The sequence below is a fragment of the Ochrobactrum sp. SFR4 genome (genome assembly GCF_019730395.1).
GTDB lineage: Bacteria > Pseudomonadota > Alphaproteobacteria > Rhizobiales > Rhizobiaceae > Pseudochrobactrum.
Map to the genome: position 1 here is coordinate 144683 of NZ_JAAPBB010000005.1, position 20446 is coordinate 165128.

The window sequence follows — 20446 nt, forward strand, 5'->3', positions numbered from 1 at the left end:
TGAGGCGGCGTTTTTAATATCACCATAATAAAACAAATTACGTATTCATTGAATCGAAGAATTCAGCATTATTCTTCGTCTGTTTCAGCTTGTCGATCAGGAATTCAATTGCATCGGTTGTGCCCATTGGCGCTAGAATACGACGCAGAACAAAGATTTTCTGCAGATCCTGACGTGGTACCAGCAGATCTTCCTTACGTGTACCGGATTTGAGAATATCCATAGCAGGGAAGATGCGCTTATCAGCAACCTTACGGTCAAGCACGATTTCCGAGTTACCGGTACCCTTGAATTCTTCAAAGATAACTTCGTCCATACGCGAGCCGGTATCGATCAGCGCAGTTGCGATGATGGTCAGCGAGCCGCCTTCTTCGATATTACGGGCCGCACCGAAGAAGCGCTTCGGACGCTGTAACGCATTCGCATCCACACCACCGGTCAGAACCTTACCGGATGAAGGAATAACAGTGTTGTAAGCGCGGCCGAGACGGGTGATCGAGTCGAGCAGAATGACCACATCGCGGCCGTGCTCAACAAGGCGTTTTGCCTTTTCAATCACCATTTCAGCAACCTGAACGTGGCGGGATGCCGGCTCATCGAAGGTCGAGGATACAACTTCGCCCTTTACCGAGCGCTGCATATCGGTCACTTCTTCAGGACGCTCATCAATCAGCAAGACGATCAGGTAGCATTCCGGATGATTGGCGGTAATCGAATGCGCAATATTCTGCAGCAAAACCGTTTTACCGGTACGTGGCGGCGCCACAATCAGACCACGCTGGCCTTTACCAAGCGGTGCAACCAGATCGATCACACGGGCTGAATTGTCTTTATTGGTCGGAATATCCAGTTCCATTTTGAAACGCTCATTCGGATAGAGCGGTGTCAGATTATCAAAATGGATTTTATGACGGATCTTTTCCGGATCCTCAAAATTGATTGTATTGACTTTGAGAAGCGCGAAATAACGTTCGCCTTCTTTCGGGCTGCGTATTGGTCCTTCAACCGTATCACCGGTTTTCAGCGAAAAACGACGGATTTGCGAAGGAGAAATGTAAATATCATCCGGACCAGGCAGATAGTTGGCATTTGCGGAACGCAAGAAGCCAAAGCCGTCCGGCAATAATTCGACGACACCTTCACCGATGATTTCGACTTCCTGAGAGGCAAGGCTCTTCAGAATAGCGAACATCAGTTCCTGTTTACGCATAACACTGGCGTTTTCAACCTGCAGCTCTTCAGCGAGAGCGAGCAGATCAACAGGTGTCTTGTTCTTAAGATCTTGTAGTTTCATTTCCTGCATGGGTGCGGAACTCATATTATAAAAGATTGAAAAAAGAAAAATGCAGTTGTGCGCTCATAATGGTCATGAGGGGCATGACCGGCATCGGAAACCTGCTATTCTTGAAGGAAGGTGTCTTTCCTTAACCGGTTCCGATGATTTGAGCAAGAGCCAAGCTGCTTTGCAGCGCTATAAAAATAGTCAGACAGAGTGAAATTACGCTGTAAACGGAGCTTAAAGCGTAATTTCTTATCTTATATGGTGATCAGAACGGCTTTACGACAACCAGAATGACGATCAAAATCATCAGAACTGTCGGAATTTCATTCACAATGCGCCAATGTTTGGTTGATTTGGTGTTTTTGTCCTGAGCGAACATCCGCACGCTCTTGGAAAGATAACCATGCAAACCGGACAGCAAAACAACCAGCAAAATCTTGCCGTGCAACCAGCCGCCACGGAATTCAAAGATTTTCCATGCCAGCCACAGGCCTAAAACCCAGGTCACAATCATCGCCGGATTGATGATATAGCGCAGCAACCGGCGTTCCATGATTTTGAAAGTTTCGGATGCCTGCGATCCGGTCTTTTCCTGACTGTGATACACAAAAAGGCGAGGCAGATATAACATGCCCGCCATCCAGGCGATCACAGCAATAATATGAAAAGCTTTGATCCAGAGATAGACTGCATCAGTTGCCGCAAAAAACAGCGCATAGGCTGCAATTGCAGTGATAGCGACAGCAATCACTGCTCTCACAGCAGGATTGCCTGTATTTGTGCCGGATTTATCCATTATGCACCTGCCTGACGGATACGATTGACCATTTGAGCGACATTTTCGAGCGGCGCCTGAGGTGTAATTCCGTGACCAAGATTAAAGATCAGCGGTCCCTGCCCCAGTTTTTCGAGAATAACATCCACGCCTTCATCGAGAGCCTTACCACCGGCAACCACACGCAGCGGGTCCAGATTGCCCTGTACAGTGCCTTGTTGCTGTAATTCTTGAGCGAAGTTCAAAGGAACAGACCAGTCCAGCCCAAGAGCATTTACGCCGGTTTTGGCGCGGTAATCCCGATAGAGCATCCCTGCTCCTTTCGGAAAACCGATAATCACAGCTTCAGGATGGGTTTCGCGAACTTTTTTAACAATGCGGGCAACCGGCTTGATACAGAAATCTTCAAAGCAATCTTCATCCAGCACGCCGGACCATGAATCGAAGATCTGAACCGCATCGGCACCGTAATTAAGCTGCTCAATCAGATATTCCGCAGAAATATCTGCAAGATCAGTCAGCAGTTTAATGAAAACATCGCGGTGCTGATAGGCAAACAGACGTGCCGGTGCCTGATCCGGCGTGCCGTGACCGGCGATCATATAGGTGGCAACAGTCCACGGGGCACCGCAAAATCCGAGCAGCGTGGTTTCATTCGGCAATTGCTCGCGCAAACGGCTGACGGTTTCATAAACAGCGCTTAATTTGGCTGCTTTACCTGTAATGTCGAGATCTTTGATTTCATCAACTGTCACAGGTGTCATTAAAGGTCCCCTTCCTTCTTCAAAGCGAAGGTCACGTCCAAGAACATGAGGGATGACAAGAATATCTGAAAAGAGAATGGCTGCATCAAAGCCATAACGGCGGATAGGCTGAAGTGTCACTTCAGTTGCCAGTTCAGGATTATAGCACAGATCAAGAAAGCTTCCTGCCTGCTGTCGTGTCTGACGATATTCCGGGAGATAACGTCCTGCTTGTCTCATCATCCAGATTGGTGGTGGAAAGACGGTTTCACCTTTGAGAACGTTCAGAACTTTACGTGTCATGCGATTACCCACACCGGTTTTCCCCGGTTATCCCATAAAGAAAGTGATGATTTTTGGATTCTTATGATTCTTAGAGTCTGTTGATAACGGGGATTAAATGTTTCCCTGAGTTTTCCCACAGGCTGATCATGAAAACCGGCTGATGTGGATAAATTGCCCATCAATCTGGAAAAAGCAATGCGACCAAAAATTCATCAATAAAAACTGATACTTATTGAAAATATCATTTATGCTATCCTGTGGACAACCATTGAATGAATTCTTTCCATCTTTGAATTGCTCCTGTTACCCACAGTGTTTATTGTCACGAATATACAGTCAGGCGCGCTGTGGATGAATCCTGTTTAAATCAACAGGCAGAGAAAGACGTCTCAGAGCCGGTACTTTTTACACACAGCCATCAACAGGGATGTGAGAAATCTGTGACAAAGACTCTTTCTTACTTTCATCTTCATCTGATTTCAGATGCAACAGGAGAGACTCTCCTTGCTGCAGGCCGTGCGGCGGCCGCTCAATACAGCCATGCGCGGGCGATTGAGCATATGTATCCGCTGATCCGAACCGAGAAACAGCTGGCTAAAATTCTGGAAAACATTGATGCCGAACCAGGCATTGTTCTCTACACAGTGGTGGATCAGAAACTGGCTTTGAAAATTGATGAAGCCTGTTCACAGATGGGCATTCCGAGTGTTTCGGTGCTGGAACCGGTGCTGGCGACTTTTCAGTCTTATCTTGGTGCTCCTGCCCATCGCCGCGCCAGTGCGCAACATGTGCTGGATGCTGATTATTTCCGCCGAATTGATGCTCTGAATTTCACAATGGAACATGATGACGGGCAGTTGCCGCCTGATCTGGAAGAAGCCGACATTATTCTGATCGGTATTTCACGTACATCCAAAACGCCAACCAGCATTTATCTGGCCAATCGCGGGATCAAAACGGCTAATATTCCGTTGGTTTTAGGCATACCGCTGCCGGAAGCGCTGCTTCATGTGAAAAAGCCGCTTGTTGTCGGACTGATTGCTAGCGCCGAGCGTATTTCCCATATCCGTCAGAACCGGATGCTGGGTACATCTCCGGGGCTGGATACGGAAAGCTATACGGATCGTATTAATATTGCACAGGAACTGGCTTATGCGCGCAATATTTGCGAGCGCAATAACTGGCCGGTGATTGATGTTACGCGTCGCTCAATCGAAGAGACCGCTGCAGCTATTCTGGCTTTGCGCCCCCGTGTCAGGACAGATGATTGATCGGTATTTTTTCACTGTGCTGTGCGGTGAAATATCTGATATTCTTCAGAGAAGTATTTTGAGCTGCGTATATGGCAGTGATCTTTTTGATATTTGAACGGAGTTTTCAATATGGCACTGCCTTTGATCCTTGCTTCTCAAAGCCCTTTTCGTGCAGCACTTTTAAAAAATGCGGGTATTCAGTTTACATCGCAGAAAGCTAATATTGATGAGCGCGCGGTGGAGGCACCGCTATATGAAACCGGTGCAACGCCGGAAGACGTGGCGCTGATCCTTGCAGAAACCAAAGCGGAAGAAGTGAGCGAACGTTTTCCGCATGCACTGATTATCGGTTGTGATCAGACATTGTCGCTTGGCAATGAAATTTTTCACAAACCTGCGGATATGGACGGCGCACGCCGCCATCTTCTGGCTTTGTCGGGTAAAACTCATCAGTTGAACAGCGCGGTGGTGCTGGTTCAGAACGGCCAGACCGTATGGCGTCATGTTTCGGTGGCTTATATGACTATGCGTCATCTGGAACCGGGCTTTATCGGTCGTCATCTGGCGCGTGTCGGCGATATTGCGCTTTCCAGTGTGGGTGCTTATCAGGTTGAGGGTGAAGGTATCCAGCTTTTCGACAAAATTGACGGTGATTATTTCACCATTGTCGGTTTACCATTGCTGCCTTTGCTGAAAGAATTGCGTGCCAGAGGAATTATTGATGGCTGAGAAGAAACAGGCTTTTGTAACCGGTTTTCCGATTAAACATTCGCGCTCACCTTTAATCCACAATTACTGGCTGCAACGCTATGGTTTGAGCGGTTCTTACAAGGCAATTGAAAACAGCCCCGAGAACTTTCCGCATTTTGTTAAAACCCTTGCAGAACAAGGCTTACGCGGCGGGAATGTGACCATTCCGCATAAGGAAACGGCCTTTGCATTATGTGAAAAACGTGATGCGGCAGCGGAGGCCATCGGGGCTGTGAATACCCTGTGGATAGATGCGGAAAATACGCTCAACGGCGGCAATACGGACGCCTATGGTTTTGCTGCTAATCTTGATGCGCAATTGCCGGATTGGGACAAAAGCGGCCAAACTGCTTTAATGCTGGGTGCCGGTGGTGCCAGTCGCGCTGTTCTCTATGCTTTGCTGAACCGTGGTTTTGAGAAGATTATTGTGGTGAACCGCACTGTTGAGCGGGCGCAGGTTCTGGCCGGTCATTTTGGCTCAAAAATTGAAGCTGCCGGCTGGGATAAGGCACAGGGCTTTGTCAGCTCTGCCGATGTGATTGTGAATACAACGTCACTGGGTATGAGCGGTCACGGTGAGGTAGAAGCTTTTCCGCTTGATTTCTCTGCAGCCAAAGCCGGTGCGGTTGCAACGGATATTGTCTATATACCTTTGGAAACACCGTTTTTATATCAGGCGCGTCAGGCTGGTTTACGCTGTGTGGACGGCCTTGGCATGTTGCTGCATCAGGCCGTGCCGGGCTTTGAACATTGGTTTGGTGTGCGTCCTGAGGTGACAGATGAGTTACGCCAGATCATATTGGATGATGTTCAAAAACCTTGATAGGCAGACTTATGATCAAGCTGGGACTGACCGGTTCAATCGGCATGGGAAAATCCACAACCGCACAGATTTTTGCGGATAAAGGTGTGCCGGTTTATGATGCCGATGCGGTCGTACATCAGCTTTATCAGTCTGAAGCCGTGCCGCTGATTGCGGAAGCTTTTCCGGAAGCTGTTATTGACGGACAAGTTGATCGTAAAATTCTGTCGGCCAGTGTTCTGGGCAAGCCGGAGCAGCTAAAAAAGCTTGAGAACATTGTTCATCCGCTTGTCCATGCAAAAGAACAGCAGTTTTTGCGCGATGCTGAGGCCAAAGGTGCCAAACTGGTGGTTCTGGATATTCCGCTGCTGTTTGAAACCGGCGGAACGAACCGTGTGGATCAAATCCTTGTGGTTAGTGCGCCTTATGAAATGCAACGGGAAAGGGTGCTTTCCCGTGAGAATATGACAGAAGAGAAATTTCAGTCTATTTTGGCACGTCAGATGCCGGATGCTGAAAAACGCGCAAAAGCCGATTTTATTGTTGATACGGGGCAGGATAAAGAATTTGCCCGTCAGCAGGTTTCAGAGATTTTAGAAAAGCTGCTAAACCCAGCTGCATAAGCAATTTACAGGACGAACTATGCGCGAGATTGTTTTCGATACGGAAACCACCGGCCTTGAGAAAAATGAAGACCGGGTGATTGAAATCGGCTGTATCGAGATGGTGAATAAATTCATCACCGGAAAAACATTCCATATCTATATCAATCCGCAGGGCAAAAAGGTCCATCCGGATGCATTGGCTGTACACGGTATTACCGATGAAAGCCTGCTGGATAAGCCGACTTTTCCTGAAATTGCGGATGAATTTCTGACCTTTATCGAAGGCGCTAAGCTGGTCGCGCATAATGCAATGTTCGATATCGGCTTTCTGAATGCCGAGCTGGAGCGCATTAACCGGACACCGATTTCTACCGATGTAGTGATTGATACACTGGCTTTGGCGCGACGCAAGCATCCTATGGGGCCAAACACGCTGGATGCACTGTGTAAGCGCTATGGCGTCGATAATGCGCATCGTAAATTGCATGGCGCGTTGCTTGATACGGAATTGCTGGCAGAAGTTTATATTGAGCTGCTCGGCGGCCGTCAGACATCTTTGGGTTTGAGCGTACAATCTGCCAATGAAGACAAGAACGGAAATGAACCTGTTGCCGAGATTGTTCTGAAAGCGCGTCCTCAGCCCCTGCCCTCACGCCTGACTGCGGATGATCTTGCTGCGCATCAGAAGCTCATTGATAAAATGGGCGATAAAGCAATCTGGAAAAAATATCTGAATTGATTACTGTTCGAAAATAAAAAAGCCGCTGTGTCTGAGACGCAGCGGCTTTTTAAAAACTCTTCAGATAGCTTAGTTTTTAACCTGAGCTTTTGCCTGTTCTTCAGCCATACGCTGCTGGAACATGGTGGCGAAATCGATCGGGTCGATCATTAGTGGCGGGAAGCCGCCATTGCGTGTTGCATCAGCAATGATCTGACGGGCAAACGGGAACAGCAGACGCGGGCATTCGATGAACAGGATCGGCAGCATATGCTCCTGCGGAATGTTCTGAATACGGAAAACACCGCCATAAACCAGCTCTGTGCTGAACAGAACTTCTTTGCCTTCACCGGCCTGTGCGGTCAGGGTCAGAACAACGTCAAAATCACCCTCGGCGATCGGATTTGCGTTCACATTAACATTGATGCTGATGTTTGGCGCATTTTCACGCGGACGCAGGGAAAGCGGTGCATTCGGGCTTTCAAAGGAAAAATCCTTGATATACTGAGCCAGAATGTTGAGGGATGGCTGTGCACTACCGTTACCGTTCTGTGCTTCGTTTGGCGTCTCTGCCATTATCATATACCTTTTTGTTAACGATGATCGACAGACCGTCGAACAGTATGACAACACATGATTTGTGCTGTAACACTTTGAAAGCTTATACAATTTTATTGTAAAACAAACTTCGTAAGAAGCAATTGAACCATAAAATTGAACCCCTGATTTCAGAAAACAATGGCTGTTGCAAAAGCAATCCGAAACATGTGTCTTTTGGCTAGCATATGTACCTTTTACAGGCAATAACGCGGCGCATTATTTGATAATACTAAAAAGACAGGCGTAAAAACGCAGTACCGGCAATAAATTATGCTGCTCTGCGCTTTTCAAGCTGCATATTCATTTTCTGTTGTCTTCAATCTCTTTCGGATCTGTGTTCCATGGAGAGTTCTTACTCTTTTTATCCTCATCCGATGAACTGGAATAATCCTCAGGGTCGAGATCAATAATATCGTCATCCTGTGGCGTATGTCTTTGTCCGTAAGGCTGGTAGCCGGCACTGCCTGTTTGAAAATTTGTCGCCATCACCACACGGTTGCGCAAAAAACGGTTCCAGATCAGATCGCGTATAAACGGAATAAACAGCAAAAGTCCGATAATATCGGTCAAAAATCCCGGAATAATCAGCAAAATACCGGCAAAAATCAGCAAAGTTCCGTGAATGATTTCACGTTGCGGCGCGCGCCCTGCGGCAGTTTCTGCTTTCATCTGGTTAAGCAGGCTCAGTCCCTGACGGCGTAATAATGCAAAACCCAGAACCGCACTGAGGATAATCAAACCAAGCGTTGCCAGCACACCGATTTCTGAACCGACAATGACAAAACCGGCAATCTCTATAAATGGCAGGGCTAAAAACAGCAGCAGGCTGATCGGACCAAGCATTTTTGTCACGGGTGATTGACCTCTTGATACTGGAGCGGCACGGGCGGATTTTACCGTAAATATGCCGGATTATGAGTTTAAACAGGATATACAGATAAGAATGCCGGTTTGGCATTTGAATGCCGGAATGTGGTGAACTATATATTTTTTTAAAACATAGCGTTTTTATGGTATCTTTTAGCAGATTTATGGCTGATGACGGCGTCTCTGAAGGCTTTTGCGATATAAATATCAGGCTTGATAAAGCATATTCTGAATATGATCTGTAAAAAAGATATTGTATAATTTATCAGTACAGGCAAAACCTGAGACTGAATAGCTGGAGCGTATCCCGAAAAGTGAGAACCGGTTTTCGGAACAAGATACGCGTAAAAGCAAAATACTAGAGCATTTACAAGGATTCAATTTAAACTGGAAATGCTATAGATGTTCATTGTGAGTTCCGGCAGATCACTGCGGAGATAATTGGCGAGCGGTATGAATTTTTTCAGTTTTGGCACATTCTTTTTCTTCATTGTTGCAGTGATTATTTTCCTGCAATTGCGCAGTGTATTGGGCAAGCGCACAGGTAATGAACGGCCGCCTTTTGACCCTTATACAACGCGTCAGGATGATACTGCCACTCTTTCGCAGCAGAAAGATAATGTTGTTTCGCTGCCGCAACGCCAGACAATTGAAAATCAGGCAAAAGATTTTACAACAATCGATGCAATGGCGCCGGAAGGCTCAGAGCTGAACAACGGCCTGCGCAATATTCGCGCGCAGGATGCCGGTTTTGATCCGAAAGAATTCCTCAACGGTGCCAAAATGGCCTATGAGATGATTGTATTGTCCTTTGCCGACGGCGATCGCAAAACTTTGAAAAACTTGCTTTCTAAAGATGTTTATGAAGGTTTTGATGCTGCGATTAAAGAGCGCGAAACCCGTGGTGAAAAAGTGAATTCCACCTTTGTCGGCATCAATCAGGCGAAAATTGTTGCGGCTGATATGAAGGGCAAAGATGCACAGGTTACTGTACGTATTGTCAGCGAGATGATCTCTGCGACACAGGACAAACAGGGCAATATTATCGACGGCGATCTGGAAACAGTTGCGGAAATCCGCGATGTCTGGACTTTTGCCCGCAATACTGCAAACCGTGATCCGAACTGGAAACTGGTTGCAACGGAAGCTGAAGATTAAAGCATTTCCAGCAAAATCGGGAGCCGGTGTTGCGTCAGGAAATGCGTAAAAACAAAGAGATAGAGCATTTCCTCTGATTATACAAAAACTGGAAATGCTCTATCTTTGCTGCTGAAACAGCATCGGTAATTGTCAGACCTTCAAATATTTTGAGGAGCAGTGTTATGTCAGATCTGTCTGCTGCGCACTGCTCCACTGAGCTTTTCAATTTCACAGATTGTGCGGGCTGGGCAGAAGATGATCACGCTGCAGCCTTTTATGCTTTTTTGAAATCCGCCATCTATGCCGAAACACATCTTTATAAGAGCGGCAGTCTCGGCCCGCAATTTGAAGACCTTCTACCTGTTTTCACGCAAGCCCGTTCATTGGCGGCGAGACAACAAATTGACCGGCAGGCAGCGCGTGCATTCTTTGAGAGCTGCTTTTATCCCGTTAAAATCATTCCCCATGACCGGAAAGACGGCTTTGTAACCGGTTTTTACGAGCCGGAAATTACTGCTTCCCGTGTAAAAACTGCACAATATTCGGTGCCGTTTTATAGAAAACCGCCAGATCTCATCAAGCTGGATGCGGATAACCGTCCGAAAAATTTGCCTGAGGACATGGCGTTTGGCCGGTTTGATCGTGAGCAGATTAGCGAATATTTTGACCGGCAGGCGATTGATCAGGGTGCGCTGGCAGATCAGGGGCTGGAAATTGCCTATGTAGTCGATAGAGTGGATGCCTATTTCGCCCATGTACAAGGCGCTGTGCGCCTGAATTTTGACGATGGCAGTCAGATGCGTCTGACCTATGCGGCTAAGTCAGGCCACGCTTTTACCGGTGCAGGACGGGTTCTGATTGATAAAGGTGAACTGGAACCTGCAAAGGTCACTATGCAGTCGATCCGGCAATGGCTGGCAAAGCACCCTGCCCGAGTTGATGAAATTCTGTGGCATAACCGGTCTTATATTTTCTTCCGCGAAGCACCGGTGGATGATCCTTTATCCGGGCCGGTGGCGGCTGCCAAAGTACCCCTCACGGCACAAAGATCGCTGGCAGTGGATCGTAAATATCATTGCTTTGGTACGCCGTTTTTCATAAACACACATAAGAATTTAGAAAATGGCGAGGTTTTTCGTCATTTGATGATTGCTCAGGATACCGGATCAGCCATTCTTGGCCCTGCCCGCGGCGATCTGTTTTTCGGTTCCGGCGATGCGGCTGGCGAGCTTGCCGGCGGAATACGCCATGATGCTGATTTTATAATGCTGGTTCCCCGAAAAACTATGGCAGATTAGCAGTATGAAACACACAAAGAATAAGCGCTCTGCCACGCGTATTTCGGATAAAAATACCATGAAAATACCAAAAAACCCGAAAGCAGAACCCGATCAGGCTGAAGCTTTATCAAAACAAAATTCTGGCTTTCTCAAAAACGAGGACCGTATTCTCTGGGAAACAGTTGCACGCACTACCCGTCCTTTGCGTCCGGTTAAACCACGACAGGCCTTTGTGATCGAGGATATGCATCTGTGGGATATTGAGAATGGCATTAATATTCCGCAGCGTGTGGAGGCTGAACCGGTTAAAGCTTCTGTTGCCAAGGCAGCCGGTGAAACATCCCTGCAAACCCGTAAAAAGCAGGAGACGATTACCAATCCGCTTCACGATATCGACCGACCGACCATTCGCAAGATTGCCAAAGGTCGGGTTGAAATTCAGGCACGGATTGATCTGCATGGCATGCGCCAGCACGAAGCGCATGATCTGCTATATGGGTTCCTCTCAGATGCCTGGCACAGAGGCCTGCGCTTTGTCTTGGTGATTACCGGTAAAGGCACATCCATGGGCAGTGACGGCGTGTTAAAACAGGCCGTGCCGCATTGGTTCTCCACCCCCCTCTTTCGTCTCTATGTGAGCGCCTATGAGGATGCTGTACGCCATCACGGCGGACAAGGTGCTCTCTATGTCAGGCTGCGCAAAACTCCGGCTGAGAAACTCGCAGAGCGCCAGTCCTTCCCGTCAGGAAAGCGGACACTATCATGACACCATTTGGGCAGCGTTTACGGCAATTGCGTGAGGAGCGCGGTGTCAGCCAGAAGGAAATGGCTGCAGCTATTCGTGTGTCAGCTGCCTATCTTTCAGCGCTTGAGCACGGACGCCGTGGCCAGCCGACATGGGATTTGCTGCAAAGAATGATCGGTTATCTGAATATTATCTGGGATGAGGCAGAGGAATTGCAAAATCTGGCAATGATCTCTCATCCGCGTGTAACAATCGACACTTCAGGTCTGTCGCCGGAAGCTACAGAATTAGCAAATCTCTTGGCTAATCATATCCGCATTCTGGACAGGAATATGATTGAAAGTCTCAGCACGACGCTGCGGCTGGCTCATAAAAAACACCGCAGCCTGCGTTAGAGCATTTCACAGTCAAGTTGGATCAACTTGACGTCCGTGATAATGCGACCAAATAAAAAATCTAGAGCGAGCGCTGTGATCCAATCTGAACGTAAACAGCTCTAGAGCATGTCGCGGAAAAGTGGGCACCGGTTTTCCGATAACGACATGCGTAAAAACAAGGAAACAGAGCGTGCGCAGTGGATACAATTAAACGCGCACGCTCTGAAACCTCAATTTAAAATAATGATCGCAGATCATCCATTTTGGAATTAACCAGCCAGCCATAGTAGTTTTCCTGCGGCAATTGCTTGTTTTGTTTGCCTGCATTGATGGCAGCCAGAGCACGGGCGCGGCTGTCTGCTCCGCCGGTATTATACAGAGTTGCGGTAATGCCCGGATTTTTCGAAATATCGAAATCGGCATATTTATTATAGGCGGTGATGGAGTGTTTGATCGTTGCCGCCATGTAGGCAAGGCTCAGATCAGGATCCATAATGGTTTTATAGACCTGTGTGCCATTCTCTGCATTAAGCTTTGGCAAGCCGGAAACGCGATTGACCATATCTGACATTTGCAGCGCGGTCAGCGGGCTGATCTGACCAAGACCAAAGGTCTGTCCGGCATAGAAAGGCTGAAAGAACACGGCAGCAAAACGGTTATTCGGATAGGATTTGCCGTCGACGGTCTTACCGCGGAATTGTGTATCCCAGATATTTTCACGGCAGGTCCACAGGGAATAGCTGTCGGACAGGCCGGAGCATTTTGCAAATTCCGGGCGCTTGATAAAATCGCCGACAGCTTCGCCTTTATACTCAAAGCTGACCCCCTGTTTCACATAGGAAATGGCTTTGACATAATAGGTCTGCAACTGATCATAGGCATCAACATTATAGGTATGCTCGCCAATGATCGCACCGGCAATATGGACCGGATCGATATTATAGGCGGCGGCTGTTGATTTGATTTTTGAACGCAGATTACGGTCGGTTTTCAGAAGCGTATAAATCTTCTGATATTTCGCTTCATAGGTCGTATTCAGTTTTTTTGTACGCTTAGCAGAAGCACCCGGAATTTGCGGCTGTTCCGCATTACGATTGCCTGCCGGCACAACTGTTGCTGCCTGTGCTGCAGAGAAGAGTGTAAGTGCAAAAAAACCTGTTCCGGCAGCAATTGCTATCCGTTTAAAATTGTTGCCGAGGTTCATAGGTATTTTTGCTCCGTTCGCATTTGCTTGTCCTGCTGAATGGGAATTTCAGGAAAGCACGGCATTTTAACTTCGGCAGAAAATATGAAACCCTCGCGCACAAGTCGAGAGGGTTTCAAAAACTTAACTGCATATGATGTGTGAATGTCACACAATGCTTATGCTAAACATATTCCCGCATTACAGGATGAAGCGTGACAGGTCGATATTCTTGGCCAGATCACCGATGCTGTTGCGCACATAAGCTGCATCAACGGTAAAGACAGAGCCGCTTTTATCCGGCGCGTTGAATGAAATATCATCCAGCACTTTTTCCATCACTGTCTGCAGGCGACGCGCACCGATATTCTCAATAGTGGAATTGAGATCAACGGCAATATCAGCAAGCGCATCAATTGCGTCATCAGTGATTTCCAGTGTCACTTCTTCTGTGGCCATAAGCGCCACATATTGTTTCAGCAGACTGACTTCGGTTTCCGTCAGGATCGAGCGGAAATCTTCGCGTGTCAGGGCATTAAGCTCAACACGGATCGGCAGACGACCCTGCAACTCCGGCAAGAGATCCGATGGCTTGGCCACATGGAACGCACCAGAGGCGATAAACAGGATATGGTCGGTTTTAACCGGTCCGTATTTGGTTGCAACGGTTGTACCTTCGACGAGCGGCAGCAAATCGCGCTGCACGCCCTCGCGGGAAACCCCTGCCCCTGTGCCGCCTTCACGCGATGCGATCTTGTCGATCTCATCAAGAAAAACAATACCATCGTTCTGAGTTGCTTCCAGCGCTTCCTGTGTCACCTGATCCTGATCCAGCAGCTTGTCGGATTCGTCATTGATCAGCAGCGCATAGGATTCTTTGACACTCGTTTTGCGCGGCTTTGTACGACCACCCATCGCTTTACCAAGCATATCGCTCAAATTGATCATACCGATATTGGCACCCGGCATACCCGGAATTTCAAAGCCCGGCATACCCGAGCTGGTATCGGCAATTTCAATCTCGATCTCTTTGTCGTCGAGTTCGCCTTCACGCAGTTTTTTGCGGAAACTGTCGCGGGTTGCGGGGCTGGCTGTTTTGCCGACCAGTGCATCCAGCACGCGCTCTTCCGCATTGATATGGGCTTTGGCTTTCACTTCTTCGCGTTTTTTCTCGCGAACAAGACCAATGGCGATTTCCACAAGATCACGGATGATCTGTTCCACATCGCGGCCGACATAGCCGACTTCGGTGAATTTGGTTGCCTCAACCTTGATGAAAGGTGCGCCGGCCAGTTTGGCAAGACGGCGTGAAATCTCTGTTTTACCGACGCCGGTAGGCCCGATCATCAGAATATTCTTCGGCATCACTTCTTCGCGCATCTGGCCTTGCAGCTGCTGACGGCGCCAGCGGTTACGCAAAGCAATGGCAACAGCGCGTTTGGCAGCATTCTGACCGATAATGAAACGATCAAGCTCAGAGACGATTTCACGGGGAGAAAATGTGGTCATATTTATCAGGATCCGCTTTGCCACTGCCGGATGAAGTCGAACGGATGCAGCAGCATGATAACATTAAGAATGAGGTTGTCTCGAATAACGATAAGGGCAAGAATTTCGAAAAACACTGCCGTGGCGACTATCACCCATATAGGAAGCCGGGCTGCCAGAAAAAAGCCCAGCACCATGGAGAGCGTATCGAATACGGAATTGAGGATACTGTCGCCGAAATAATCTACGGAAGATGTATTGGCACGGTAACGATCAATAATGAAATTCGAATTCTCCACCAGCTCCCAGCCGATTTCTAATCCAAGCGCCAGCAGCAATCGCACATGCAGCGGTGCTTTTGGTGCAATCAGCCAGAACAATCCGTAAAAAAGAAACCCGTGAATGATGTGGGACAGCGTATACCAGTCAAAGAATTGCTGGGAGTTTTCATTGCTGTTCACTTCATTTACGAAGAGACGGATTGTTCCGCATTCACAAACCGGTACACGACCCATCATATAAAGGATAACCGCCTGTATGGCTGTTGTTATCCCGATGATGAGCAGGATTTTACCCCATGGCCACGATGAGCCGGTTGCTTTGGATGAAACTGGTGATGCGTTCACAATATACCTTTTGCGAAAAACAGAATTAAATTTAGTTTTCGCATAATTGGCAGCTTCTTACGCGCAATCAAGACTTTCTACGGTGAAATTGCTGTTTGTGTAGACACAAATTTCAGCGGCAATGGTCATTGCTTTACGGGCAATGGTTTCCGCATCCATATCTGTGTCAATCAATGCACGTGCTGCTGACAGGGCATAATTGCCGCCGGAACCGATGGCCATGACGCCGTTTTCCGGTTCCAGAACGTCACCAAGACCGGTAATCGCCAGCGTGATGTTTTTGTCAGCAACAAGCATCATCGCTTCCAGCTTGCGCAAATAGCGGTCTGTACGCCAGTCTTTGGCCAGTTCTACGGATGCGCGCATCAGCTGATCCGGATATTGTTCCAGCTTGGCTTCCAGTCGCTCAAGCAGGGTGAAAGCATCGGCTGTCGCACCGGCAAAACCGGTAATCACGCTGCCACCCTTGCCGATACGGCGCACTTTGCGGGCATTGCCCTTCATAATGGTCTGACCGAGGGACACCTGTCCGTCACCGGCGATCACCACTTTGTTGCCCTTGCGCACGGTAACAATGGTGGTGCCGTAAATTGTATTCGGATTATGTTCAATCATTTGCGCAACTCCGCTGATTGGTATTCATCAAATCGATCTGCTGTATTTATGTTCTCATACGTAAATTACAACGCACAATAATACACCCTGTATGATCAAAGCATTTGGCAAAACTCAAGCACTGTACAGAGCATTTGTAATTATTAGAATTTTTGGAAATGCTCTGCTTGTTAGAATTAAAGCACATCTTACCCGAAAACCGCTTCACACTTTTCGGGATGTGCTCTAGAACAAGGCCGGAGAAGAACAAGATCGGGTTATCAATATGAGCAATCAGCGTACAGCAAAAGTCAGCCGCAGCACCAAAGAAACCAGCATCGAAGCTGAAGTCTTTCTGGATGGTACGGGCCGTTTCGATATTTCGACCGGCGTTGGCTTTTTCGATCATATGCTGGAGCAATTATCGCGACATTCGCTGATTGATATGAAAATCACCACGAAGGGCGATACACATATTGATGACCATCATACGGTTGAAGATACCGGTATTGCGATCGGTAAAGCCATTGCGGAAGCCTTGGGTGAACGCCGCGGCATCGTGCGCTATGCCTCGATAGATCTCGCTATGGACGAGACACTGACCTCTGCGGCGCTGGATGTATCCGGTCGTCCGTTTCTGGTGTGGAATGTGGCATTCAATGCACCGAAAATCGGCACATTCGATACAGAACTGGTGCGGGAATTCTTTCAGGCGCTGGCGCAGAATGCGGGCATTACCCTGCATGTGAATATGCGCTATGGTATCAATAATCATCATATTGCCGAGACTTGTTTCAAGGCTGTGGCGCGCGCATTGCGTATGGCGATTGAAACCGATCCGCGGCAGAAAGATGCCATTCCTTCGACAAAAGGTACGCTGAAAGGCTGATTATGGCCAGCTATATCGTTCTGGAACCAACGGATGCAGTGAAACTGAAACCGGTTAAAGCTGTCAGCGGTGATCATACGATTTTTGTGCGCGATGAGTTTACTGTCTTTGCACTGATCCTGCCGTTTCTCTGGCTGCTGACACATCGGCTGTGGTGGCATGCGCTGATGGTTGCCTTGATCGGCTGGGGGGCGTTCAGTGTTTTAGGCTCGTATCTTTCCTCGGCTTTTGTCGTTTCCGGCCTGTCGCTTTTGCTGTCGCTGTTTGTTGCGCTGGAAGGGCGTAACTGGTATCTCACGGCTCTCCGGCGCAAGGGTTATGAGGAGGTGGCACTGATCAGCGCCAATGACCTGAGTGATGCGGAAACTCTTTATTTTTATGGTGCCTCAAAACCTGCGGAAAAAGCGGAGCCTGTCTCTGTGCCTTCTGATCATCAGGCTATGTCGGGCACAATAACCGGTCGTACGGTTCCTGCAGCAGCAGACGGCGCTATGATTGGTCTGGTTGAATATCACGGAAGGTCGTGACATGCGTGTTGCCATTATTGATTATGGTTCCGGAAATCTCAAATCGGTAGCCAAGGCTTTTGAACGTGCGGTATCGGATATGGGCGGTCCCATTCATGTGGACGTGACCAGTGATGCCAAAACTGTGCTGGCCGCAGATCATATTGTGCTGCCGGGTGTCGGTGCCTATGCCGATTGCCGCCGCGGACTGGATGCCGTTGCCGGTATGGTTGATGCGCTGGATGAGGCTGTGCAGCATAAAGCGCGGCCGTTTCTCGGCGTTTGCGTTGGAATGCAGCTGCTTTCAACGCGCGGTTTGGAAAAAAGCACAACCAATGGTCTGAACTGGATTGAAGGCGATGTGCGCGAGATGAAACCGTCTGATCCGGCTTTGAAAATCCCGCAGATCGGCTGGAATACGATTGAGCTCAAGCATGCTCATCCGGTTTTCAATGATGTTGCGACCGGGGAGCATGGTTTGCATGCCTATTTCGTGCATTCCTATATGTTTGATGTGAAAAACAGCGCTGATGTGCTGGCAACCACCAGTTATGGCGGATCAGTCACGGCGGCAATTGCACGCGATAATATTGTCGGGACGCAGTTCCATCCGGAAAAAAGCCAGCGTCTCGGCCTTAAACTCATTACTAATTTCCTGAAGTGGAAGCCATGATACTTTTTCCGGCAATTGACCTGAAAGACGGTGAATGCGTTCGCCTGAAACTGGGTGATATGAACCAGTCCACGGTTTATAACACTGATCCTGCAGATCAGGCGAAAGCCTTTGAAGATCAGGGATTTGAGTGGCTCCATGTGGTTGATCTGAACGGCGCTTTTGCCGGTTCCAGTGTCAATGGTGCAGCGGTTGAGGCTATTCTCAAAGCAACCAAAAATCCGGTGCAGCTCGGCGGCGGCATCCGCACGCTGGAGCATATTGAGGCATGGCTTTCCAAGGGGCTTTCCCGTGTCATTCTCGGCACCGTTGCCGTGCGTGATCCGCAGCTGGTGATTGAAGCCTGTAAAGAATTTCCGGGCAAAGTCGCCGTTGGTATTGATGCCAAAGGCGGCAAGGTTGCGGTTGAGGGCTGGGCAGAGGCTTCAGAACTCGGCGTGATTGAACTGGCGCAGAAATTTGAAGGGGCAGGGGTCGCAGCGATTATCTATACGGATATTGACCGCGACGGTATTCTGGCGGGCATCAACTGGCCTTCAACTCTGGGCTTGGCAGAAGCCGTGTCTATTCCGGTAATTGCTTCCGGCGGTCTTGCCTCGATGGATGATATTCATCGTATGACGCAAGCCGACGCCCGCAAGCTAGAAGGTGCGATTTCCGGTCGTGCGCTTTATGATGGCCGCATTGATCCGGCTGAAGCGCTGGCATTGTTACGTGCCGCTAGGGAGGCCGCGCAATGACTTTGAAAGCACGGGTTATTCCTTGTCTGGACGTTAAAGACGGGTGCGTCCGCCTGCCCGCAGCGCAGCGAGGACAGACAAACTTTAAAAAGACGCGCCGGACCGGAGGCGAAAATGCTTAAAGCACGGGTTATTCCATGTCTCGATGTAAAAGACGGGCGCGTCGTCAAGGGTGTCAACTTTGTTGATCTGATTGATGCCGGAGATCCGGTCGAAGCTGCAAAAGCCTATGATGCAGCGGGCGCTGACGAATTATGCTTTCTCGATATTACTGCATCCTCCGACAATCGTGAGACGATTTTCGATGTGATCGCGCGTACCGCTGAGCAATGTTTCATGCCGCTGACGGTCGGTGGTGGTGTACGTGCAGTTGCTGATATCCGCAAACTCTTGCTGGCCGGTGCTGACAAAGTTTCAATCAATACTGCTGCGGTACAAAATCCTGATCTGATCGCAGAAGCGGCCGATAAATTCGGCAATCAATGCATTGTTGTGGCCGTTGATGCCAAGAAAGTATCGGGAGCAGGAGAAGCAGATCGCTGGGAGATTTTCACCCATGGCGGCCGCAATGCAACGGGTCTGGATGCGATTGAATTTGCCCGCACAATGGTTGATCGCGGAGCAGGGGAAATCCTGCTGACCTCGATGGATCGTGACGGCACTAAAGTTGGTTATGATCTGGCGCTGACCCGCGCGGTGGCAGATGCTGTGAGTGTTCCGGTGATTGCCTCGGGTGGTGTCGGCTCGCTGGATGATCTGATGGCTGGTGTAAAGGAAGGCCATGCCAGCGCGGTATTGGCAGCGTCTATTTTCCATTTTGGTACTTACACAATTGAAGAAGCCAAACGCTATATGGCAAGCCACGGTATTGCTATGCGTCTGGATGATGTTCAGAGTTACAGCGGTTCCAGTTAAGACTGAATCGTTGGAATCGCTGTAACTATTTGTTTTTACGCATTATCCGACGCAAAACCGGTTCCCACTTTTGCTGGAAATGCTATAAATATTCAGAGGTTTTTCAAACTGAAAACCTCTGTTTCTTTGGTAAAATTAAGTTGTTTTATGCAATGAGGGGTGCTTTTCATCCCTCATTTGCTTTAAAGACCACAGGCATTGCTGTGCGGGATTCTTATCACGCATTCCATAAATTGCACTGAAACGGGAGTGCAGCATGACAAATTTCACCCTTGCTGAGCTTGAGCAGATTGTTGCAAAACGCGCTGCTGCCACAGACGGTTCATCTTATACGGCCTCACTGATTGCCAAAGGTCAGCATAAGGCAGCCCAGAAACTGGGTGAAGAAGCGGTTGAAACTGTTATTGCGGCGATGATGCAGGATGAAAAAGCTGTTATCTCGGAGAGTGCCGATCTGCTCTATCATTTGATGGTGGTGTGGAAAATTGCAGGTGTCTCTCTGGAATCGGTGATGCAGGAACTGGACAATCGCACGTCTCAGACCGGCCTTCAGGAAAAAGCTGCGCGAAAACCGGAATAACCGGAAGCCTTCATTCGCAATCCAGTCTAT

Annotated in this window: 24 protein-coding genes; 15 read left to right on the forward strand and 9 right to left on the reverse strand. The window is 48.6% G+C overall.

What is annotated here, in order from left to right; all coding sequences use genetic code 11:
- Positions 1-37: 37 nt before the first annotated feature.
- From rho to hemE, 3 genes are all read right to left on the reverse strand, one after another.
- Positions 38-1303: a transcription termination factor Rho gene (rho, locus tag HBA93_RS08215; protein WP_113943786.1), complete on the reverse strand. Its 1266-nt coding sequence runs from the start codon at positions 1301-1303 to the stop codon at positions 38-40.
- A 244-nt stretch (positions 1304-1547) separates the two neighbouring features.
- On the reverse strand, positions 1548-2078 hold the full coding sequence (hemJ, locus tag HBA93_RS08220; RefSeq protein ID WP_121992162.1) for a protoporphyrinogen oxidase HemJ: 531 nt from the start codon (positions 2076-2078) through the stop codon (positions 1548-1550).
- Complete coding sequence (hemE, locus tag HBA93_RS08225) at positions 2078-3103, reverse strand: uroporphyrinogen decarboxylase (RefSeq protein ID WP_121992161.1); 1026 nt, start codon at positions 3101-3103, stop codon at positions 2078-2080. The genes hemJ and hemE overlap by 1 nt, the downstream gene beginning before the upstream one ends.
- A 329-nt stretch (positions 3104-3432) precedes the next feature.
- Here hemE and HBA93_RS08230 point away from each other — a divergent pair, with 329 nt between their 5' ends.
- From HBA93_RS08230 to dnaQ, 5 genes are all read left to right on the forward strand, one after another.
- Complete coding sequence (locus tag HBA93_RS08230; RefSeq protein WP_502910061.1) at positions 3433-4356, forward strand: pyruvate, water dikinase regulatory protein; 924 nt, start codon at positions 3433-3435, stop codon at positions 4354-4356.
- A 111-nt stretch (positions 4357-4467) separates the two neighbouring features.
- A complete protein-coding gene (locus HBA93_RS08235; protein ID WP_116088633.1) occupies positions 4468-5067 on the forward strand; it encodes a Maf-like protein in 600 nt (199 codons plus the stop codon).
- The gene (locus HBA93_RS08240) at positions 5060-5911 is read left to right on the forward strand and encodes a shikimate dehydrogenase (protein ID WP_221722955.1); all 852 of its coding nucleotides are present in this window, start codon (positions 5060-5062) and stop codon (positions 5909-5911) included. Before HBA93_RS08235 ends, HBA93_RS08240 begins: the two co-directional genes overlap by 8 nt.
- An 11-nt stretch (positions 5912-5922) precedes the next feature.
- Entirely contained in the window at positions 5923-6513 is a 591-nt protein-coding gene (coaE, locus tag HBA93_RS08245; RefSeq protein WP_221722956.1) for a dephospho-CoA kinase, read from the forward strand.
- 19 nt (positions 6514-6532) lie between these two features.
- Complete coding sequence (dnaQ, locus tag HBA93_RS08250) at positions 6533-7234, forward strand: DNA polymerase III subunit epsilon (RefSeq protein ID WP_221722957.1); 702 nt, start codon at positions 6533-6535, stop codon at positions 7232-7234.
- A 69-nt stretch (positions 7235-7303) separates the two neighbouring features.
- Here dnaQ and secB read toward each other — a convergent pair whose 3' ends face one another.
- Together secB and HBA93_RS08260 are read right to left on the reverse strand one after the other, a co-directional pair.
- A complete protein-coding gene (secB, locus tag HBA93_RS08255; RefSeq protein WP_022709144.1) occupies positions 7304-7789 on the reverse strand; it encodes a protein-export chaperone SecB in 486 nt (161 codons plus the stop codon).
- 324 nt (positions 7790-8113) lie between these two features.
- Positions 8114-8656 (reverse strand): FxsA family protein, encoded by a 543-nt coding sequence (locus HBA93_RS08260; protein WP_221723050.1) that lies wholly within the window; start codon positions 8654-8656, stop codon positions 8114-8116.
- 477 nt (positions 8657-9133) lie between these two features.
- Between HBA93_RS08260 and HBA93_RS08265 the strand changes: the two genes are divergently transcribed.
- From HBA93_RS08265 to HBA93_RS08280, 4 genes are all read left to right on the forward strand, one after another.
- Complete coding sequence (locus HBA93_RS08265; protein ID WP_122092992.1) at positions 9134-9838, forward strand: Tim44/TimA family putative adaptor protein; 705 nt, start codon at positions 9134-9136, stop codon at positions 9836-9838.
- Between the two features lie 164 nt (positions 9839-10002).
- Entirely contained in the window at positions 10003-11118 is a 1116-nt protein-coding gene (gene mltA / locus HBA93_RS08270; protein ID WP_221722958.1) for a murein transglycosylase A, read from the forward strand.
- A gap of 58 nt (positions 11119-11176) precedes the next feature.
- Positions 11177-11866, forward strand: coding sequence for a Smr/MutS family protein (locus tag HBA93_RS08275; RefSeq protein WP_221722959.1), 690 nt, complete (start codon positions 11177-11179; stop codon positions 11864-11866).
- Positions 11863-12240, forward strand: coding sequence for a helix-turn-helix domain-containing protein (locus tag HBA93_RS08280; RefSeq protein WP_121992155.1), 378 nt, complete (start codon positions 11863-11865; stop codon positions 12238-12240). Before HBA93_RS08275 ends, HBA93_RS08280 begins: the two co-directional genes overlap by 4 nt.
- A gap of 217 nt (positions 12241-12457) precedes the next feature.
- Here the strand turns inward: HBA93_RS08280 and HBA93_RS08285 are convergent, their stop codons facing one another.
- The 4 genes from HBA93_RS08285 to hslV all read right to left on the reverse strand — a co-directional run bounded on the left by HBA93_RS08285 (position 12458) and on the right by hslV (position 16134).
- Positions 12458-13426, reverse strand: a complete 969-nt coding sequence (locus tag HBA93_RS08285) for a DUF1402 family protein (protein ID WP_122092990.1) — start codon at positions 13424-13426, stop codon at positions 12458-12460.
- A 180-nt stretch (positions 13427-13606) separates the two neighbouring features.
- Positions 13607-14914, reverse strand: coding sequence for an ATP-dependent protease ATPase subunit HslU (gene hslU / locus HBA93_RS08290; RefSeq protein ID WP_121992153.1), 1308 nt, complete (start codon positions 14912-14914; stop codon positions 13607-13609).
- Between the two features lie 5 nt (positions 14915-14919).
- Positions 14920-15519, reverse strand: coding sequence for a DUF2585 domain-containing protein (locus tag HBA93_RS08295; protein WP_221722960.1), 600 nt, complete (start codon positions 15517-15519; stop codon positions 14920-14922).
- Positions 15520-15576: 57 nt separating this feature from the next.
- Positions 15577-16134 (reverse strand): ATP-dependent protease subunit HslV, encoded by a 558-nt coding sequence (gene hslV / locus HBA93_RS08300; protein ID WP_022709154.1) that lies wholly within the window; start codon positions 16132-16134, stop codon positions 15577-15579.
- A gap of 265 nt (positions 16135-16399) precedes the next feature.
- Here hslV and hisB point away from each other — a divergent pair, with 265 nt between their 5' ends.
- The 6 genes from hisB to HBA93_RS08330 all read left to right on the forward strand — a co-directional run bounded on the left by hisB (position 16400) and on the right by HBA93_RS08330 (position 20416).
- A complete protein-coding gene (gene hisB, locus HBA93_RS08305; RefSeq protein WP_122006051.1) occupies positions 16400-17002 on the forward strand; it encodes an imidazoleglycerol-phosphate dehydratase HisB in 603 nt (200 codons plus the stop codon).
- 2 nt (positions 17003-17004) lie between these two features.
- Positions 17005-17529: a DUF2628 domain-containing protein gene (locus tag HBA93_RS08310; protein ID WP_221722961.1), complete on the forward strand. Its 525-nt coding sequence runs from the start codon at positions 17005-17007 to the stop codon at positions 17527-17529.
- Between the two features lies 1 nt (position 17530).
- A complete protein-coding gene (hisH, locus tag HBA93_RS08315; RefSeq protein ID WP_221723052.1) occupies positions 17531-18181 on the forward strand; it encodes an imidazole glycerol phosphate synthase subunit HisH in 651 nt (216 codons plus the stop codon).
- The gene (gene hisA / locus HBA93_RS08320; protein WP_221722962.1) at positions 18178-18921 is read left to right on the forward strand and encodes a 1-(5-phosphoribosyl)-5-[(5-phosphoribosylamino)methylideneamino]imidazole-4-carboxamide isomerase; all 744 of its coding nucleotides are present in this window, start codon (positions 18178-18180) and stop codon (positions 18919-18921) included. Before hisH ends, hisA begins: the two co-directional genes overlap by 4 nt.
- Positions 18922-19035: 114 nt before the next feature.
- Positions 19036-19836 (forward strand): imidazole glycerol phosphate synthase subunit HisF, encoded by an 801-nt coding sequence (gene hisF / locus HBA93_RS08325; RefSeq protein ID WP_221722963.1) that lies wholly within the window; start codon positions 19036-19038, stop codon positions 19834-19836.
- A gap of 256 nt (positions 19837-20092) precedes the next feature.
- On the forward strand, positions 20093-20416 hold the full coding sequence (locus HBA93_RS08330) for a phosphoribosyl-ATP diphosphatase (RefSeq protein WP_121992146.1): 324 nt from the start codon (positions 20093-20095) through the stop codon (positions 20414-20416).
- Positions 20417-20446 lie beyond the last annotated feature (30 nt).

Excerpts from the sequence above, each read along its gene's own strand:
- hslV (WP_022709154.1), bottom strand. The coding sequence starts at position 16,134 with ATGATTGAACATAATCCGAATACAATTTACGGCACCACCATTGTTACC.
- HBA93_RS08310 (WP_221722961.1), top strand. The coding sequence starts at position 17,005 with ATGGCCAGCTATATCGTTCTGGAACCAACGGATGCAGTGAAACTGAAA.
- hisB (WP_122006051.1), top strand. The coding sequence starts at position 16,400 with ATGAGCAATCAGCGTACAGCAAAAGTCAGCCGCAGCACCAAAGAAACC.
- hslU (WP_121992153.1), bottom strand. The coding sequence starts at position 14,914 with ATGACCACATTTTCTCCCCGTGAAATCGTCTCTGAGCTTGATCGTTTC.
- mltA (WP_221722958.1), top strand. The coding sequence starts at position 10,003 with ATGTCAGATCTGTCTGCTGCGCACTGCTCCACTGAGCTTTTCAATTTC.
- rho (WP_113943786.1), bottom strand. The coding sequence starts at position 1,303 with ATGCAGGAAATGAAACTACAAGATCTTAAGAACAAGACACCTGTTGAT.
- hemJ (WP_121992162.1), bottom strand. The coding sequence starts at position 2,078 with ATGGATAAATCCGGCACAAATACAGGCAATCCTGCTGTGAGAGCAGTG.
- hisF (WP_221722963.1), top strand. The coding sequence starts at position 19,036 with ATGCTTAAAGCACGGGTTATTCCATGTCTCGATGTAAAAGACGGGCGC.
- HBA93_RS08235 (WP_116088633.1), top strand. The coding sequence starts at position 4,468 with ATGGCACTGCCTTTGATCCTTGCTTCTCAAAGCCCTTTTCGTGCAGCA.
- HBA93_RS08275 (WP_221722959.1), top strand. The coding sequence starts at position 11,177 with ATGAAAATACCAAAAAACCCGAAAGCAGAACCCGATCAGGCTGAAGCT.
- HBA93_RS08280 (WP_121992155.1), top strand. The coding sequence starts at position 11,863 with ATGACACCATTTGGGCAGCGTTTACGGCAATTGCGTGAGGAGCGCGGT.
- dnaQ (WP_221722957.1), top strand. The coding sequence starts at position 6,533 with ATGCGCGAGATTGTTTTCGATACGGAAACCACCGGCCTTGAGAAAAAT.
- HBA93_RS08240 (WP_221722955.1), top strand. The coding sequence starts at position 5,060 with ATGGCTGAGAAGAAACAGGCTTTTGTAACCGGTTTTCCGATTAAACAT.
- HBA93_RS08260 (WP_221723050.1), bottom strand. The coding sequence starts at position 8,656 with ATGCTTGGTCCGATCAGCCTGCTGCTGTTTTTAGCCCTGCCATTTATA.
- coaE (WP_221722956.1), top strand. The coding sequence starts at position 5,923 with ATGATCAAGCTGGGACTGACCGGTTCAATCGGCATGGGAAAATCCACA.
- HBA93_RS08330 (WP_121992146.1), top strand. The coding sequence starts at position 20,093 with ATGACAAATTTCACCCTTGCTGAGCTTGAGCAGATTGTTGCAAAACGC.
- hemE (WP_121992161.1), bottom strand. The coding sequence starts at position 3,103 with ATGACACGTAAAGTTCTGAACGTTCTCAAAGGTGAAACCGTCTTTCCA.
- HBA93_RS08285 (WP_122092990.1), bottom strand. The coding sequence starts at position 13,426 with ATGAACCTCGGCAACAATTTTAAACGGATAGCAATTGCTGCCGGAACA.
- secB (WP_022709144.1), bottom strand. The coding sequence starts at position 7,789 with ATGGCAGAGACGCCAAACGAAGCACAGAACGGTAACGGTAGTGCACAG.
- hisA (WP_221722962.1), top strand. The coding sequence starts at position 18,178 with ATGATACTTTTTCCGGCAATTGACCTGAAAGACGGTGAATGCGTTCGC.
- HBA93_RS08265 (WP_122092992.1), top strand. The coding sequence starts at position 9,134 with ATGAATTTTTTCAGTTTTGGCACATTCTTTTTCTTCATTGTTGCAGTG.
- hisH (WP_221723052.1), top strand. The coding sequence starts at position 17,531 with ATGCGTGTTGCCATTATTGATTATGGTTCCGGAAATCTCAAATCGGTA.